The 16,517-nt window shown below is 72.9% G+C and carries 14 protein-coding genes and 1 tRNA gene; 7 read left to right on the top strand and 8 right to left on the bottom strand.

Annotated elements, in window-relative coordinates:
• Positions 1-88: 88 nt before the first annotated feature.
• Together BM342_RS07160 and BM342_RS07155 are read right to left on the bottom strand one after the other, a co-directional pair.
• Positions 89-2,611, bottom strand: a complete 2,523-nt coding sequence (locus BM342_RS07160; protein WP_143109783.1) for a helix-turn-helix domain-containing protein — start codon at positions 2,609-2,611, stop codon at positions 89-91.
• A gap of 162 nt (positions 2,612-2,773) precedes the next feature.
• Entirely contained in the window at positions 2,774-3,655 is an 882-nt protein-coding gene (locus BM342_RS07155; RefSeq protein WP_092964725.1) for an aminodeoxychorismate lyase, read from the bottom strand.
• A gap of 95 nt (positions 3,656-3,750) precedes the next feature.
• On the opposite strand from BM342_RS07155, the gene BM342_RS07150 reads away from it, so the two are divergent.
• Together BM342_RS07150 and BM342_RS19450 are read left to right on the top strand one after the other, a co-directional pair.
• Positions 3,751-4,581 carry a MerR family transcriptional regulator gene (locus BM342_RS07150; protein WP_177232096.1) on the top strand — a complete coding sequence of 277 codons (831 nt, stop codon included), beginning with the start codon at positions 3,751-3,753 and terminating at the stop codon, positions 4,579-4,581.
• Positions 4,582-4,675: 94 nt separating this feature from the next.
• Positions 4,676-5,701 (top strand): transglutaminase-like domain-containing protein, encoded by a 1,026-nt coding sequence (locus BM342_RS19450; protein WP_143109782.1) that lies wholly within the window; start codon positions 4,676-4,678, stop codon positions 5,699-5,701.
• Between the two features lie 246 nt (positions 5,702-5,947).
• On the opposite strand, the gene BM342_RS07140 is transcribed toward BM342_RS19450, so the two are convergent.
• Positions 5,948-6,592, bottom strand: coding sequence for a DNA-directed RNA polymerase subunit beta (locus tag BM342_RS07140; protein WP_092964723.1), 645 nt, complete (start codon positions 6,590-6,592; stop codon positions 5,948-5,950).
• 153 nt (positions 6,593-6,745) lie between these two features.
• Here BM342_RS07140 and BM342_RS07135 point away from each other — a divergent pair.
• Positions 6,746-6,818 (top strand) — tRNA-Lys (locus BM342_RS07135).
• A 358-nt stretch (positions 6,819-7,176) separates the two neighbouring features.
• Here the strand turns inward: BM342_RS07135 and BM342_RS07130 are convergent.
• Complete coding sequence (locus BM342_RS07130; protein ID WP_092964722.1) at positions 7,177-8,226, bottom strand: LLM class F420-dependent oxidoreductase; 1,050 nt, start codon at positions 8,224-8,226, stop codon at positions 7,177-7,179.
• 289 nt (positions 8,227-8,515) lie between these two features.
• On the opposite strand from BM342_RS07130, the gene BM342_RS07125 reads away from it, so the two are divergent.
• Positions 8,516-9,694, top strand: coding sequence for a MarP family serine protease (locus BM342_RS07125; RefSeq protein WP_092964721.1), 1,179 nt, complete (start codon positions 8,516-8,518; stop codon positions 9,692-9,694).
• A gap of 60 nt (positions 9,695-9,754) precedes the next feature.
• Here the strand turns inward: BM342_RS07125 and BM342_RS07120 are convergent, their stop codons facing one another.
• Positions 9,755-10,690 carry an aldose 1-epimerase family protein gene (locus BM342_RS07120; RefSeq protein ID WP_092964720.1) on the bottom strand — a complete coding sequence of 312 codons (936 nt, stop codon included), beginning with the start codon at positions 10,688-10,690 and terminating at the stop codon, positions 9,755-9,757.
• Positions 10,687-11,553 (bottom strand): DeoR/GlpR family DNA-binding transcription regulator, encoded by an 867-nt coding sequence (locus tag BM342_RS07115; protein WP_092964719.1) that lies wholly within the window; start codon positions 11,551-11,553, stop codon positions 10,687-10,689. The genes BM342_RS07120 and BM342_RS07115 overlap by 4 nt, the downstream gene beginning before the upstream one ends.
• 82 nt (positions 11,554-11,635) lie before the next feature.
• On the opposite strand from BM342_RS07115, the gene galT reads away from it, so the two are divergent.
• Positions 11,636-12,838 (top strand): galactose-1-phosphate uridylyltransferase, encoded by a 1,203-nt coding sequence (gene galT / locus BM342_RS07110; protein WP_092964718.1) that lies wholly within the window; start codon positions 11,636-11,638, stop codon positions 12,836-12,838.
• Positions 12,835-13,998 (top strand): galactokinase, encoded by a 1,164-nt coding sequence (galK, locus tag BM342_RS07105; RefSeq protein ID WP_092964717.1) that lies wholly within the window; start codon positions 12,835-12,837, stop codon positions 13,996-13,998. The genes galT and galK overlap by 4 nt, the downstream gene beginning before the upstream one ends.
• Before the next feature lie 96 nt (positions 13,999-14,094).
• On the opposite strand, the gene BM342_RS07100 is transcribed toward galK, so the two are convergent.
• Positions 14,095-14,670, bottom strand: coding sequence for a GNAT family N-acetyltransferase (locus BM342_RS07100; protein ID WP_092964716.1), 576 nt, complete (start codon positions 14,668-14,670; stop codon positions 14,095-14,097).
• Positions 14,667-15,158, bottom strand: coding sequence for a YbaK/EbsC family protein (locus BM342_RS07095; RefSeq protein WP_092964715.1), 492 nt, complete (start codon positions 15,156-15,158; stop codon positions 14,667-14,669). The genes BM342_RS07100 and BM342_RS07095 overlap by 4 nt, the downstream gene beginning before the upstream one ends.
• A 72-nt stretch (positions 15,159-15,230) precedes the next feature.
• On the opposite strand from BM342_RS07095, the gene BM342_RS07090 reads away from it, so the two are divergent.
• On the top strand, positions 15,231-16,511 hold the full coding sequence (locus BM342_RS07090; RefSeq protein ID WP_092964714.1) for an APC family permease: 1,281 nt from the start codon (positions 15,231-15,233) through the stop codon (positions 16,509-16,511).
• Positions 16,512-16,517 lie beyond the last annotated feature (6 nt).

The raw sequence follows: 16,517 nt of genomic DNA, 5'->3' as shown, positions 1-16,517 counted from the left end.
TCGAGATGTGTTCCCGCACGGACGCGGGCAGCCCGACGCTACGGCGACGCAGCGTCTCGCGAATCAGCGGATCCACGCATACGCAGGACTACGTACGCGATGACGACAGGCGCCCGTGCATCCGGTGCGCGAGCACCGCAAGCTCGACCCGCGAGTGCACCGAGAGCTTCGTGAACACGCGGCCGACGTGCACCTCGACCGTGCGCACCGACACGTACAGCCTCGACGCCGCCTCGCGATTCGAGCAGCCCTCGACGACGAGCATCGCGACCTCGAGTTCGCGCTCGGTGAGCACCTCGGCCCACGCGGCTCGGCACTCGTCGAGCATGTCGCCCGGAGCATGGTCTTCGGATGCCGCGGGCCCGCGCCCGACCGCCCCGGCATCGCTCGGCCCGGTCGCCCCGGCGACCGACGGGGCCTGCGGACGCGTCGCCTCGGCGGTGGCCGTACGCGCCTCGCCGGCCAGGGTGACCGATGCCGCCGCGCCCCGCCGGGCGGCGATCTGCGCCACCCGCTCGGCCGCCACCGCGCGCAGCCATCCGGTGGCGCCGCAGTCGGCGAAGAGGTGCTCAGCGGCGACGAGGTGGCGTGCGGCTGCGTCGACGGCGCCGGACGCCGCGCACACGCGCGCGAGCATGAGCTCGGTTCGTGCCCGTTCGTACGGCGACCGGATCGAGCGGGCCTGTTCGGCGATCGCCGCGTACTCCGCATCGAAGCAGGCACGTCCGATGCCGCGCATGCGGTGGCGCAGCCAGCTCGCGAGCCGCGCGTCGGGCGATCGCCTCGCGATGCCGCGACGATCGGCGTCGGACGCCGGCGACGGCCGTGCCGAGCGCTCGGTCGCGCCATGGTCGTGCGCCGCGTGTTCGGTGGCCGCATCGAGTCCGGGGATGTGCAACCCGGCTCCGAAGCCGCTCCTCGCCCGTTCGTCGGCGAGCGCCACGAGCGTCTCGGCCTCGGAGCGTCGACCGTGCAGGTGCGCCTCGACGGCCCGGTCGACGAGGTCCTCGCGTCGCACGCAGGTGGCCGTCGGCGGGAGCGTCGCCTCGACCGCTCGCGCCCACGGCCCGATCTCACCGGTCGCGACGAGCTCGAGCCTGCGCGCGAGCGCCGCGCCGAGCCCGGCGAACGCGAAGGCGATCGGCAGGTCGCAGGCGGCCTGGCGCAATCCGTTCGCGGCGCGACTCACCTCGCCGGCCCAGAGGTCGAGCAGGGCGATCGCGACCGCGCGCTCCGCACGCACGAGCGGGGAGCGCTCGAATCCCGTGACCGCGGCGCACTCGTCGATCGGAGTCGCCGTGCGGCGTGCGCCGAGCCACCGCACGGCGCCGGACGGATCGCCGCCGAGCCCGCGTTCGAGGGCGATGGCGATGGCCCGAAGCCCGCCGACCGGAGCACCGTCGGGCAACTCCTCGCCGGTCGAGGTCGCGTGGCCTGGACCGGCCGCGGCCGCAGCCGCGGGCACAGCCGGGGCGCCGGACGGCTCGGCGTCGGGTCCGCCGCCGGCGAACAATCGGTACCACGCGTGCCCGACCGCCCAATCGTCGACGGGGAGTCCGTGGCGGTCGATGAGCGCCGCCGCCTGGTCGAGGCGACGCGCCGCCCGCTGCATCGCCCCTCGCTCGGCGAGCAGCCCGGCGGCGATGGCGATCGCGCGCACGAGCGCACGAGCATGTCTCGAGGCCTGCGACGCGCCGCGAGTGCCTGCCGCCTGCTCGAACTGCTCGAGCTGCGCATCGAGCTCGGCCTCGGCCACGTCGCCGTGGAGCAGCGCCGTGGCCACGAGGGACTCGCCGAGCACGCTCGCCCGACCGCGATCGTCGCCCTGGGCCAGGACCTCGCCGAGCCAGCATTCCGCATCCTCGACGAACCCGCCGTGCAGGGCGGCCCGACCGGCGACGCGCCGCGCGAGTGCCGCCTGCTCCCCCGATGCGTGGCTCTCGGCCTCCCGCGCGACGGCGTGTGCGCGCTCGGCCTCGCCCGCGGCATCCGCTCGCCTCGCGATCTCGAGCAGGGGCGCGACCAGGTCGGGTGAACCCTCGAGCGTCGCGAGGGAACGATGCCACACGGCCTGCTCGTCGTTGCCGAGCCCCACATAGGCGCCGGCGAGCCGCTCGTGGGCGGCGGTGCGGTCGGCGAGGGAGGCCTCGGCGTGCACCCAGATGCGCATGCGGGGGTCGGCGAACGCGAAGTGGCCCGCGACGAGCAGCAGGTGGCGGCTGAGCCGGCCGTCGACGAGCTCGGACATGCTCCGGCCGGTCGCTGCGAGCAGCACGTCGCTGCGGTCGTCGGTGCAGACCGCGGCGATCACGAGCGCCTGACGCTCCCAGTCGGCGAGGATGTCGCCCTGCGGCCCGACCGCCGCGGCGATCGCAGGCACGAGCGGCAACGGGTCGGGCAGCACCGACAGGCCGAGCCGCTGCGAGGTGCGCAGCAGCGTCGTGACCTCGATAATGGCGTCGGCGTCGCCGCCGAGCGCGAGCCCCAGTCGCGAGGCGACGTGCGGGGCGACGACGAGCCGGTGCCTGGCGAGCAACTCGACGATGGTGTTGGAGTTCTCGAACGCCTCGACGCTCGATCGGTGTCGTGGCCCGGTGCGGATCTCGTCCATGCGTTGCATCGCCTCCGCTCACTTCACTGATCGCGTGCGGTTATGTTAGCAACGTTTACAAACAAGAGTCGAGAGGGAATTCACCCGATCGCAATTCCCCGTTCAGGGGACGCGAACGAGCCCCCGCCGGCTCGCGCGAAGGGTCGGCCTCGGGCGGTGGGCTCAGTCGCGCGGCTCGAGCAGGTAGGCGTTGAACGCCCGCGTCGTCTCGGCGTCGTAGGGGAACGCGGCACCGTCGAGTTCGGTGATCCCCGCGGCGAGGCGCACGCTCGACACGAGCCAGAGCGCATCGGCCGTGCCGAGCTCGTCGGCGCGGATGTCGCGGTACTCGGTCTGGCGGCCGGTCTCGGCGAGGTGGTCGAACAGGCTCATCTGCGTCGTGCCGTGCAGGATCGCGCCAGATGGCGCGGGGGTCGAGTAGACGTCGCCGTGGCGCAGGATCACGCTCGATGTCGGGCCCTCCATGACGAACCCGTCGGACGAGACGAAGATCGTGTCGTCGGCACCGCGGCGGTGCGCCTCGCGGAGCGCCGCCATGTTCGTGGCGTAGCTCAGGGTCTTCGCACCGAGCAGCAGCCAGGGCGCGTTCGCGGCCGCGTCGTGCGCGTACCCGCGGTCGAGGGTGACGACGCTGATGCCCTGCTCGCGCGGCCGGCTGAAATCGGCCGCGGGCGCGGCGTGCAGCCACGCGGTCGGCGCCGGCCCGTGCTCGACGCCTCGGCTCAGCACGAGCTTGAGCGCGAACTCGCCGGTGTCGGGCAGCAGCGCGACCGCCTCGGCGATGGCCGCGCGCCACTGCGGCAGGTTCGGTGCGGGCAGCTCGCAGATGACCGCCGAGTTGCGCAGCCGCTCGAGGTGCGGCCCGACCTCCTGCGCGTGGCCGTTCACGACCTGGATGGTCTCGAACACCCCGTCGCCGCGCTGCGTCGAGAGTTCGCCGACGCGCAGCGCGGGGGCATCCGCCGGCACCTCGCGGAACGTCGACGCGAGGTCGTCGAGGCGGGCGTCGGCGGGCAGCGGCTCGAGCAGCAGGGTGACGGTCATGCCTCGATGCTACGCGGATGCCGCCGCCCGGCCGCGCGCGTCGCACCGCCGCCCGAGGGCTCGCCGGGGTCGTCCGGGAGCGCTACGGTCGAGCCATGCACGAACTCGGCACGGGCGAGATGAGTCGTGCGTCCGGGCTGTCGTTGAAGGCGCTGCGCGTGTACGAGGCGAGGGGCCTGCTCGTGCCCGCCGCGGTCGACGAGGTCACCGGCTACCGCCGCTACGGCGAGGCCGAACTCGCGCGGGCCAGGTCGATCCAGGCGCTGCGGCGCATCGGCGTGCCGCTGGCCAGGGTGCACGCGTTGCTCGACGCACCGCCCGACGCACTGCGCGGCGCGCTCACCGACTGGTGGTCGAACGAGCGGGCCGTGTTCGCCGAACGCAGCCAGGTCGTCGACCTCGTGACGGATGCCGCGTCCCTCGCCCACCTCGATCCCGCCTCGGCGAGCGCCGTCGACGCGCGGGTGCACGCGACCCAGCGGCCGGCCCTCAAGGTCGCGTCGATCACGCACGTGGTCGAGCAGGCCGAGCTCGTGCCCACCTCGATCGCCGGCGTCATCACGCTGCGCCGGCACCTCGCGGAGCAGGGGGCCCGGCCGGCCGACGCGCACTGGTTCGTCTTCCACGATCCAGTCGGCCACGGGCTGCCGGGTCGGGTCGAGGTCGTCGTCCCGTACTCGGACACGTGCGATCCGGCTGACGAGATCGTGCTGCGCGTGCACCCCGCCACCGCGTACGTCGCGGTCGACGTCACCGCCGCCGAGCTCGTGTACCCGTCGTTGCTGCGCTTCTACGACGCCGTCACGCGAGCGGCCGAACGGCGCGGCGGCGCGACCGGCGCTCCACGCGAGCTGTACGAACGCCCGTGGAGCACGTCGCCCTGCGAGGTCGTCGCGACGATCGCACTGCCGATCGCGGGTCCGTGACCTCGGTCGGCCGCCGGTCGACGACGAGGCCCGCCCGCGGCATCCGGTGCGCGCGCTTGACCCCGCCCCTGGGGCCGACCGTACGCTCGGGCGCATGACCGATCAGCACGTCACCGACTCAGCCGCCTCAGCCGCCACAGAGGTCGGCGCGGCGCCCTCCTCGTCGATCGCCGAGGCACTGCTCGCGCGGTATCGCACGCACTCGCCCTTCACCGATCCGGGATCGCACGCCGACCTGCTGCGCGGCGTCGGCACCGACTTCGCCGCGCTGCACCGCACGGTCGAGGGTCTCGTCGATCACTACCGCGCGACGCCCGGCGGCGTCGGACCCGAGCAGGTCGACGACATCGATCGACGATGGGTCTCGTCGCAGCTCGACGCGCTCACCGCTCGGCAGGCGGGTGCGCTCGATGCCCCGCGTCCGCCGGCGTGCCGGCTCGGCGGATGCTGCCGCGACCATTCGCTGCTCGCGGTCGCGATCCTGCGCGAGCACGGCATCCCGGCGCGCACCCGGCTCGGCTTCGCGGGGTACTTCTCGGCCGGGTACCGGCACGACCACGTCGTCGCCGAACGGTGGGATGCGGCAGCCGAGCGCTGGCGCCGGTTCGACCCCGAGCTCGAGCAGGCGGGGTACGCGTTCGCGGTCGACGACCTGCCGCGCGGCGGGCACGCGGGGTTCCGCACGGCCGCGGAGGCCTGGCTGGAGTACCGCTCCGGACGCACCGATCTCGCCGACCACGGCGTCGGACCCGGGACGCCGTTCCACGGGCCGTCGTTCGTGCACCGCTACGTGATCGCCGACCTCGCGCACCGGCAGTGCTGCGAGGTGCTGCTGTGGGACGGCTGGGGTGCGATGGCCTTCCCCGGCGACGAACTCACCGCCGAGCAGGTCGAGCTCACCGACCTGGTCGCCCGCCTCACCGTCGCCGCCGACGCCGGCGATGCGGCCGCCGAGATCGAGCTCGACGAGCTCTGGGCGCACGACGCCCGGGTGCGGCCCGGCCGGTACGTGGAGACGCACTCCCCCGCCGGGCGCGGGGGCCGCACCGACCTCGCACTCCGCACGACGGTGTGGGGCGAGTCGGTCGCGGAGGTCCTCACCGTCGAGGCGGCGGGCTGAACCCGCAGGCCACGACGTGGCGCCGGCATGATGAGGCCGGCCGCAGGAACGCCTCTCGGCGCGAGGCCGCTCGGAGCGGCGAATATTGGAGCCCGGGGTTACTGCGGCCGGCCACGTCAAGTGTAAACGAGGCGAGGGGGTGCGGTATTCCGCGATGCCCGATCCGGCGTGAGGCGACGGCGAGCGGATGCCGCGGCATCCGCCCGTTCGCACGGACCCGGCTCGCGGCATCGGCGAGCGTTCGGCTCAGTCGAGTGCGTCGCGACGCCAGAGCCGCGCGCAGGCGACGAGCTCGTCGGCGAGCTGCGTGAGCCGGAGCGCACGCTGCGTGAGGCTGCGGGAGCGCTCGGGGTGCACGTGGTCGACCGCGTCGGCGTCGTCGGCCAGGCTCGTGTACCCGGCCGACACGAGTCGGCAGAACGCGGCAGCCCGGTCGAGCGCGACCGCGAAGTCGCCCACGAAGAGCCCGTGCAGGATGCGGTCGGCGAGCTCGCGCACCTCGTCGGGCCCCGCCGGAGCAGGAGCGCCCGCGACGACCTGATCGATCGTGTGCGACATCTCGGCACCCCGCTGGTAGCCGAGGCTGACTCCCTCTGGATCCTGCCGGATGAGCGTGCGCAGCAGGTAGACCCGCCAGAGAGCACCCGGGAGGCTCTTCGCCGACGCCTGCGACCAGAGTTCGGCGATCGCGTCGATGCCGTGCTCGTCGGTGTACGAGACGAGGCGCGCGATCACCTCGGGATCGGGGTCCTCGCGAACACGCGCGAGCAGGGCCGCGGCCGTGTCGTGGGCCATTCGGCTGAGCCGCGCAGGGTCTTCGCCGCCGAGGTACGAGTCGAACACGTGCGGCGGGAACTTGGTCGGACGGTGGAAGGAGTCGTCGGAAGCCATTGCCGTCAAGGGTACCCGCGTCGATGCCGTGCTCGCCTCGTCGGCTGCACGATGTGCGCCGCTTGGAGGCGTCGCGCCGGCGGCCGGCACCGTGCTTCGCCGCGTGCGATCTGGGCACGAACCGGCCCTTCGCACCGGGTAATGTGGTGACGCGGGCCTCTAGCTCAGTTGGCAGAGCAGCGGACTTTTAATCCGCGGGTCGTGGGTTCGAGCCCCACGGGGCCCACCGCGATCCGACGGCGCAGACTGCCGATCTCGGCGATCGATCGTGATCAGACTCGATCGGATGAACCGGGACACCGTCTGGCGGGAGTTCGCCCTCGTTCGAAGGTGGCGCTCCCGCCCCGACGGCCCCTCCCCAAGTGTCCCCTTGGTCCGCACGACTCCGTGCGAATTGGGATTCACCGTACGCTTCTGGACGCGCGAACACCAGTGTTTTTCAGGGACTTTTCGAGCCGGTTCGGCAAAAGTCGCGGCGCCCGTCGTGAAACGGTTCACGTGAGAGCGCGACCACGACTCGCACACGCGCGAACGCCGCCCCGGAAGCAGATCAGAGCCGGAATACGCGTCGATCCACGCAGGATTCAACCGACGATCGACCGCAGTCCCGACATCAGCGCGATGCGCTCGGCCGAGTTGCGCGCGAGCGGCGTGACCGCGAGCGTGGTGACGCCCGCCTGCCGGAACGCCGCGACGCGCTCGGCGACCTCCGACGTGGAGCCGATGAGCGAGATCGCGCGCACGAGGTCGTCGGGCACGGCGGCCACGGCCTCCTCACGACGACCCTCGAGGTAGAGGTCCTGGATGCGCGCGGCATCCGCCTCGAAGCCGTAGCTCGCGACGAGGTCGTTGTAGAAGTTCTTGCCGCGCGCACCCATGCCGCCGACGTAGAGCGCGAGCTGCGGTTTGGCGGCGGCGAGGGCGAGGGCTGTGAGGTCGGGGTCCTCGGTGATCGCGAGCGCGGGGCTCGCGAACACGTCGAGCGGGGCGAGGTCGGCCGACCGCTTCGCCGTGCCTGCGGCGAGCGCGTCGCCCCAGACATCCGTCGCCTTCTCGGGGTGGAAGAACATGGGCAGCCAGCCGTCGGCGATCTCGGCGGTCTGCTCGACGGACTTCTGGCCGAGCGAGGCGACCGTGATCGGGATGCGCTCGCGCACGGGGTGGTTGATGAGCTTCAGCGGCTTGCCGAGTCCGGTGCCCTCGCCCGCGGGCAGCGGGATCGAGTAGTTCCGCCCCTCGTGCACGACGGGCTCGCGACGCCAGGTCATGCGGCAGATATCGATGATCTCGCGCGTGCGGCCGAGCGGCGCATCGTAGCGCACGCCGTGGAATCCCTCGATGACCTGGGGCCCCGAGGCGCCGATGCCCAGTTCGAAGCGGCCTCCCGAGACGTAGTCGAGTCCGGCGGCCGTCATCGCCGTGAGCGTGGGCGTGCGCGTGTAGAGCTGCAGGATGCCGGAGGCGAGCGTGATCCTCGTCGTGCGCGCCGCGAGGAAGCCGAGTTGGCTGACGGCGTCGAACGAGTACGCCTCGGGCACGGCGATGAGGTCGACGCCCGCCTGCTCGAGCTCGGCGACCTCGTCGGCCACCTCGCGGAACCCGCCCGCATAGTTCAGGAACATCCCGACGCGCATGTCACTCCTCATCGTGTGATCGTGGTGTTGGGCCGACAGCGCGGCCACTCCGAGGCTAACCGACGCACCCCCGCCGGCCGGGGCGGTTGTGGGCCGCCCACGAGGTCGCGGGGGCAGGTGCGCGTCCGGTCGTGGAAACCGTGAACTCGGGCCTCGCCGCGGTGCGGTTCAGCAGGTTCCGAGGCGGATGCCGCAGGCTTGAGGTCCGCGCTGCACGGTCCGAGCGCGGCGCCGGCCGAGGAGTCCTCGACCGGTCACCCGGGATCACCGCATCGAGCACTGGAGGAACATGGACTGGAGCCTGCTGCTCGACGTGCTGCTCGTGCTCCTGCTGATCGGCGCCGTGGTGAACGGGTACCGCGCCGGCCTCCTCCGCACGGCGGCGGGCCTCATCGGCGTGCTGCTGGGCGCGGTCGCCGCGGCCTTCGTGATGCCGTGGGTCATGGGCCTCGTCGCGGCACCCGAGTGGCGGGCGCCCGCCGCACTGGGCTCCGCGCTCGTGCTCGTCGCGATCGGCGGAACGGCCGGCGGCGCGCTCGGCGCCGTGCTCGGCCGCGGCGCCGTGGCCGTGAAGCTCGGCGTCGTCGACCGGATCCTCGGCGCCGTCGGCAACCTGCTCGTGACCGTCTTCGTCCTGCTGCTCGTCGCCTCGGGGGTCTCGGCGATGGGCGTGCCAGTGCTGTCGCCGGCGATCGCGGGATCGCGCGTGCTGGGCGCGATCGAGGCCATCACCCCGACGCCCGCCCAGCGGTTCCTCGCCGAAGTGCGATCCGCGGCGGTCGGCGAGGCCCTGCCGTGGCTGGTCGACGTGCTCGAGGTGCCGCCGAACGCCCCGACGCTGCCCTCGGGCGGCGTCGATGATCCCGAGATCGCGCAGGCCGCGGCATCCGTGGTCCGGATCACCGGAACCGCGTTCGAGTGCGGCGTGTCGATGTCCGGCAGCGGATTCGTGATCGCGCCCGACCGCATCGTGACCAACGCGCACGTCGTGGCCGGGGTCGACGAGCCGGTCGTCGAGACGCCCGGCCTCGAAGCGCGCTCGGGTCGGATCGTCGCGTTCGACGCGGACCTCGACCTCGCGGTCATCGCGGTCGACGGGCTCGACGCGGCGTCGTTGACGGTGACGGATGCCGCAACGGGTGACGCCGTCGCGGTCGCGGGCTATCCGTTCGGCGGGCCGCTCGAACTGCGGCCCGGCCAGGTCATGTCGGTGGGGGCGGTGACCTTCCGCGAGGGCGACGGAACCGCGACGCGCGACGTCATGACGCTGGCCGCCGACGTCGACCACGGAAACTCGGGCGGACCCGTGCTCACGGGCGACGGCGAGGTCGCCGGCGTGGTCTTCGCGAAGTCGGAAAGCGTCGAGAACGTCGGCTTCGCGATCCCGGTGTCGACGCTGACCTCGTTCGCCGGCGATGCGGCCTCGCTGGAGCAGTTGGTCGACTCCGGCACCTGCTCGACGGGCTGAGCTGCCGGACCGGCTGAACACTCGGGCAGGCAGATCTGCCGACCGGCGCGGCCTGCTCGGCTACTCGGCGCTGAAGCCCTCGAAACGGATGCCCCACGAGAGCTCCCAGGCCTCGCCGGGGTCGAGCCGGCGCAAGCCGCGACCCGAGTTGAACGCCTCGGCCGGCGCGGTCATGGGCTCGATCGCGATGGCGACCTGGCCGTCTTCGCCCGGGAACCGGTGCGTCGTGTAGACCTGCACGTACGCGAACTCGTCATTCGCCCAGATCGACACGCTGCGTCCGTCTGGCGCGGTGAGCGAGTGGAGCACCTCGCCGTCGTGCGCGGTGACCTCGCCGAAGGCGTCGTCGAGCGAGAGCTCGGAGACGCGGCGGCCCTCGCGGAGGTCCCACTCGGTGCCGTCGACGGGCACCTCGCCGGTCGGCAGCAGGCGGTCGTCGACCTCGATGTGGCTCGCGGCGTCGAGTCGAAGCACGAGGTCGCCCGTCGGCACGTCGCCGATCTTGAGGTACGGGTGGGTGCCGATGGCGACCGGCGCGGCCTCGCCGCCCTGGTTCTCGAGGTGGTGCGTGACGCGGAGTCCGTCGGACACGAGTTCGTAGTGCACCGCGGTCTCGAGCAGGAACGGATAGCCGAGCTGCGGGTAGATGTTCGCTGCGAGGGTCACCGAGTCGCGCTGCTGGTCGACCACGCGGTACTCGGCGTACCGCAGGAGCCCGTGGATCGCGTTGTTGAACTTGGGCTCGGTGATCGCGAGCCGGTGTTCGACGTCGTCGTCGTCGCGCCACACGCCGTCGCGGATGCGGTTGGGCCACGGCACGAGCACGATGCCGGCGCCCATGGGGGTCGGCAGGTCTTCGGCGTACTCGGGAACGAGGTCGATGCCGTTGATGCTCAGGCTGCGGATGCCGGCGGCCACGGCCGTGATCGTGGCGCGGAGGTCACCGCTCGCGGTCGAGGTCTCGAGCACGAACTGCTCGCCCGTGGGAAGCGTCATGCCTCAACTCTAGGGTCTCGCGCGATGGCCGTCGCGAGGCCGACCTCGCCCAGTTCGGCGATGAGGGCGGAGGGCGCTGCGGCATCGGTGACGAGCGTGTCGAAGGCGTCGACGGCGGCGATGCGCCCGAGGTGCACCTCGCCGAGCTTGGTGGCGTCGGCCACGACGATCGAGCGCGCCGCGGCCTTCAGCATGAGCGTCTTCACGGAGGCCTCTGGCAGGTTGGCGTTGGTCACGCCGTGCACGGGGTCGACGCCGTTGCAGCCGATGAAGGCGAGGTCGACGTGCACCTCGTCGAGCATGGATCCGGCGAGCGGGTGCACGAGCGAGTGCTGCTTCGGGCGGAGGCTGCCGCCGGTGACGATGACCGTGAACCTCGGGATCTCGGGTTCGAGCTCGAGGGCGATCGAGAGTCCGTTCGTGAAGATCGTGAGGTCTTCGAGGTCGGCCCTGGCGCGCAGCGACCTTGCGATCTGCAGGGTGGTCGTGCCGACGTCGAGGATGATGCTCTGACCGCTGCGCACGAGCGAGGCCGCGTGCAGGCCGATGAGGCGCTTCGGTTCGACGGATGCCGCGAGCGCCTCTTCGAAGCTGGGCTCGCGTTCGGGCCGCTCGGCCTCGATGAGCGAGGTGAGCGGAACGGCTCCGCCGTGCACGCGCCGGATGGAGCCTCCGCGTTCGAGCGCGTCGAGGTCGGCCCGAGCGGTGACGGTGGTGACGCCGAACACGCTGCTGAGCTCGGCCACGCGCACGAATCCGCGCTCGGCGACGAGGGCGAGCGCCCGCTGCCTGCGCTCCGGGGCGGGGAGCGTCGCGGCGGACGACGCGGGAACGGGCAGTGGCTCGTGCGCGGCATCCGTCATGTCGGTATCTTCAATCAACCGGCGGCGTTTTGCAATACGAAACCCGGTTGTTTGCAAAACGAAAAACGCGTAGGGTGGCCGCGTGCATGACACCGAACCGGTCTTCGACCCCGCCATCGCGGTACGCCAGGCGCAGCTCGCCGACGGTCGCGACCTCATCTACTTCGACGACGCCGACACCGTGCTCGCGGCCGAGCGCTCGGTCGACGCCCGCGTGCTCGACCCGCGCCCGGCGAACGCGCACATGCGTCAGGACCCGCTCACCGGCGAATGGGTCTCGATCGCCGCAGCACGCCAGAACCGCGTCATGCTGCCGCCGGCGCACCTCGACCCGCTCGCGCCGCAGACCCCCGAGAACCCGTCCGAGATCCCGAGCCTGTACGACGTCGCAGTGTTCGAGAACCGCTCCCCCTCGTTCGGTCCCGCGCTCGCCGAACCCGGCGCCTCCGACGCCGAGGCGCTCGCCGACCTCCGTCGCGTCGGCCTCGAGCGGACGAAGACCTCGATCGGCCGGTGCGAGGTCGTGTGCTTCAGCCCCGAGCACGAGGGCTCGTTCGGCTCGCTCTCGCGCTCGCGCGCGCGCACGGTGATCGAGGCGTGGGCGCACCGCACCGCCGCGCTTTCGGCCCTGCCCGGCGTGCAGGAGGTGTTCCCGTTCGAGAACCGCGGCCGCGAGATCGGCGTCACCCTGCCGCACCCGCACGGCCAGATCTACTCCTACCCCTACATCACGCCGCGCACCGAGCGGCTGCTCGCCGCGATCGACGACTACGGCCCCACGCTCATGGGCGACATCCTCGAGCGCGAGCGCAACGGCCCCCGCGTGCTGCTCTCGGGCGAGCACTGGACCGCGTTCGTGCCGTTCGCCGCGCGCTGGCCCATCGAGGTGCACCTGCTGCCCCACCGCCACGTGCCCGACTTCGCCGCCACGACGCTCGCAGAACGCGACGAGCTCGCCGGGCTCTACCTCCAGCTGCTGCGCGGCATCGACCGGCTCTACGACTCCCCCACGCCCTACATCGCGGCCTGGCACCAGGCGCCCGTGCACGAGCACCGCGACGACGTGCGGCTGATGCTCCAGATCACGAGCCCTCGCCGTGCGGCCGACAAGCTCAAGTTCCTCGCCGGGTCCGAGGCCGCCAAGGGCGCCTGGATCGGCGACGTCGCACCCGAGGCCGCCGCCGACGCGCTCCGCAGGGCGATCGCCGCGGCGGCGGACGACGACACCCAGACGAACGCGACGACGGATGCCGCGGCATCCGAGACCGAAGGAACCCCCGCATGACCGAGAACCCCGTCGAGACCGCGACCCGCGGATTCATCGAGCGCACCGGCCACGAGCCCGTCGGCGTGTGGTCGGCGCCCGGCCGGGTGAACCTCATCGGCGAGCACACCGACTACAACGACGGCTTCGTGTTCCCGTTCGCGATCGACCAGCGTGCGAGCGTCGCACTCGGCATCCGCGCGGACCGGCTCGTGCGCGTCTCGTCGACGTTCGCCCCCGACCCGGTCGAGGTGCACCTCGACGAGCTCTCCCCCGAGGAGCTCGAGGGCTGGTCGGCGTACCCGCTCGGCGTCGTCTGGGCGCTCTCGCAGTTCGGCGCCGACCTCGAGCACGTCGGCGGCGTCGACCTGCACATCTCGAGCACCGTGCCCGTCGGCGCCGGTCTCTCGTCGTCGGCCGCGATCGAGTGCTCCGTCGCCCTTGCGCTCGACGAGCACTGGGGACTCGGCCTCGACCGGCCGACGCTCGCCAAGGTCGGCCAACTCGCCGAGAACCGCGTGGTCGGCGCGCCCACCGGCATCCTCGACCAGTCGGCCTCGCTCCTCTCGCACGCCGACGCGGCCGTGTTCCTCGACTGCCGCAGCCTCGACGCCGAGGTGATCCCGCTCGGGCTCGTCGCCGACGGCCTCTCGATCCTCGTCATCGACACGAACGTGTCGCATGCGCACGCCACCGGCGGCTACGCGGCACGGCGCGCCTCGTGCGAAGCGGGTGCTCGCGCGCTCGGCGTCGACTCGCTGCGCGACGTGCGCGTCGACGACCTCGAGCGGGCCGCGAGCGTGCTCGACGACGAGACCTTCCGCCGCGTGCGCCACATCGTGACCGAGAACCAGCGCGTGCTCGACACCGTGCGCACGCTGCGCGAACACGGCGCCGGTGCGATCGGCCCGCTGCTCGACGCCTCGCACGTGTCGATGCGCGACGACTTCGAGATCACGGTGCCCGAGATCGACCTCGCCGTCGAGACCGCGCAGGCCCAGGGCGCGATCGGCGCCCGGATGACCGGCGGCGGCTTCGGCGGATCGGCGATCGCGCTCGTGATCGACGCGCTCGTGCCCGTCGTCGAACGCGAGGTGAGGGCCGCCTTCGCCGCGCAGGGCTACCGCGAGCCGACGACGTTCGTCGTGCGACCGAGCGAGGGCGCCCGACGCGACGCGTGAGGTCGGTCGCGACGCGTGACGTCGGACGCGACGCGTGACATCGGTCGCGACGCGTGAGGTCCGACCCTGCGCCCGCGCCGACGTCGAAGCCGGGGCTCAGGCTCCGGGCGAGGACCACTCTTCCGCGAGGATCGCGTACGTGTAGCCGTCGACCCACCCGAGTTCGGCGTGCCACGAGTCGCGCACGCCGTGCTGCTCGCGGCGCATGCCGAGCTTCTCCATGACCCGCCACGACGCGCGGTTGTCGGCGAAGCAGCCGGCCGTGACGCGGTGAAGTCCGAGTTCCGAGAAGGCGAGGTCGAGGAGCGTGCGGGCGATGTCGGTCGCGAAGCCGCGGCCGGCGTGCGCCGGGTCGACGAGGTAGCCGAGCAGGCCCTCGGCCCTGCGCCAGTCGTCGCCGTCGAACTGCCCCATGCCGTCGTGCACGTCGAGCGATCCGGTGGCGACGACGCGCCCGTCGAGCACGGCGACGACGGCGTGCTGGTCGGGGTCCGCGACGCTGTCGAGCCACGCCGTCGTGAACGCCTCGGGCTCGACCGTCGTGCGCAGCAGCCAGCGCTTCACCGCGGGATCGTTGCGCCAGGCGAGCACGCCATCGAGGTCGGCACGGGTCGGCGGCCGCAGCTCGAGCTCGCCCGCCCGGCGCGGCCAGGAGACCGACGTCGAGGTCATGCGATCGCTCCCGGCTCGACCGCGTGCGGCGTGCCGCCCGTGATGCGCACGAGCTCGTCGAAGCTCGTCGGGAAGACCGTCTTCGCGTGCCCCGCGGCTGCCCACACCCGGTCGTAGCCTGCGAGGTCGACGTCGACGATCGTGCGAACGGGCGACGGATGGCCGACCGGGGCGACGCCGCCGATCACCTGCCCCGTGGCGTCCTTCACCGTCTCCTTCGTGGCACGGCCGATGCTTCCGCCGAGCTGCGCGCCGAGCCAGTCGGTGTCGACGCGGTGCGCGCCCGACGTGAGCACGAGGATCGGCTCGCCGTCGAGCGTGAACACGAGCGAGTTCGCGATCTGCCCGACCTCGACGCCGAGTGCGTCGGCGGCGAGCGGGGCGGTCGTCACGGCGTCGTCGAACCAGACGATCTCGGGCGAGAGGCCGTGGCCCGCGAGGGCTTCGGCGACGCGGTCGACGGCGGGGTGGCTGGGCGTGGTGGGCATGGGTCGATCCTACGAAGTCGGGCGGATGCCGCCGGCCACCGCCGCGACATCCGCATGCCGTAGGGTGCGACCGTGACCGACCGCCCTGCCCTCGCCCGACACCTCGGCCTGCGCGACGCCGTCGCGATCGGACTGGCGTCGATGATCGGGGCCGGCGTGTTCGCGGTGTGGGTACCGGCGGCCCAGGCGGCCGGGGCGTGGCTCGTCGCCGGCCTCGCGATCGCCGCCTTCGTGGCGTTCGCGAATGCGAGCTCGACCGGCCAGCTCGCCGCCCGGTACCCCGAGTCGGGCGGCGCCTACCGCTACGGGCGCGAGCGCCTCGGCGAATGGCCCGGGTTCCTCGCCGGGTGGGGCTTCGTGGTCGGCAAGACCGCGAGCTGCGCCGCGATGGCGCTGATCGCGGCCGACTACCTGGTGCCGACGGCCTGGGAGAAGCCGGTCGCCGTGCTCGCGGTGCTCGTGCTCGCAGGCGTCAACCTGCTCGGCGTGACGCGCACCGCCAAGGCGGCGACCGTGATCGTGACCGCCGTGCTCGCCGTGCTCGGGCTCGTGCTCGTCGCCGGCGCCGGGCAGCTGCTCACGGACGGCGTGCCCGAGCAGCAGGGCATCGACGCACCCGCACTCGGCTGGTACGGCGTGCTGCAGTCGGCCGGACTGCTCTTCTTCGCGTTCGCCGGCTACGCGCGCATCGCAACGCTCGGCGAGGAGGTTCGCGAACCCGCCCGCACGATCCCGCGCGCCATCGCGATCGCGCTCGGCATCGTCATGGCCCTGTACGCGGCCCTCGCGGTGCTGCTGCTGCTCGTGCTCGGCCCCGCCGCGCTCGCGGCATCGGGCGATGCGCCGCTCGCCGATCTCGTGGTCGTGAGCGGATGGACCTGGCTCGTGCCGGTGGTGCAGGTCACCGCGGGCGTCGCGGCGTTCGGCGCGATGCTCGCGCTCATCGCGGGCATCGGGCGCACGACGCTCGCCATGGCGCGCGACCGCGAGCTGCCCGCTCCGCTCGCGTCGGTGCACGCACGCACGCGCGTGCCGTGGGTCGCCGAGATCGTCGTCGCCGCGGCGATCGTGGCGCTCGTGCTGCTCGTCGACCTGCGCGGCGCGATCGGGTTCAGCTCGTTCGGCGTGCTGGCGTACTACCTCGTGGCCAACGCCGCCGCGCTGACCCAGCCACGGGCCGAACGTCGGGTGCCGCGGTGGCTGAGTGCCGCCGGGGCGATCGGATGCCTCGTGCTCGTCGTCACCCTGCCCGTCGAGGCCGTGGTCGGCGGCCTCGCCGTCTTCGCCGCGGGCGCGCTGTACCGGCTCGTGCGCATCTCGCTCTCCCGAAGCCGGCGCGCCGACCGCGGCTAGGCTGGC

Source organism: Agromyces sp. CF514, assembly GCF_900113185.1.
Lineage (GTDB): Bacteria > Actinomycetota > Actinomycetes > Actinomycetales > Microbacteriaceae > Agromyces.
This window is presented reverse-complemented; position numbering and strand designations above follow the sequence as displayed.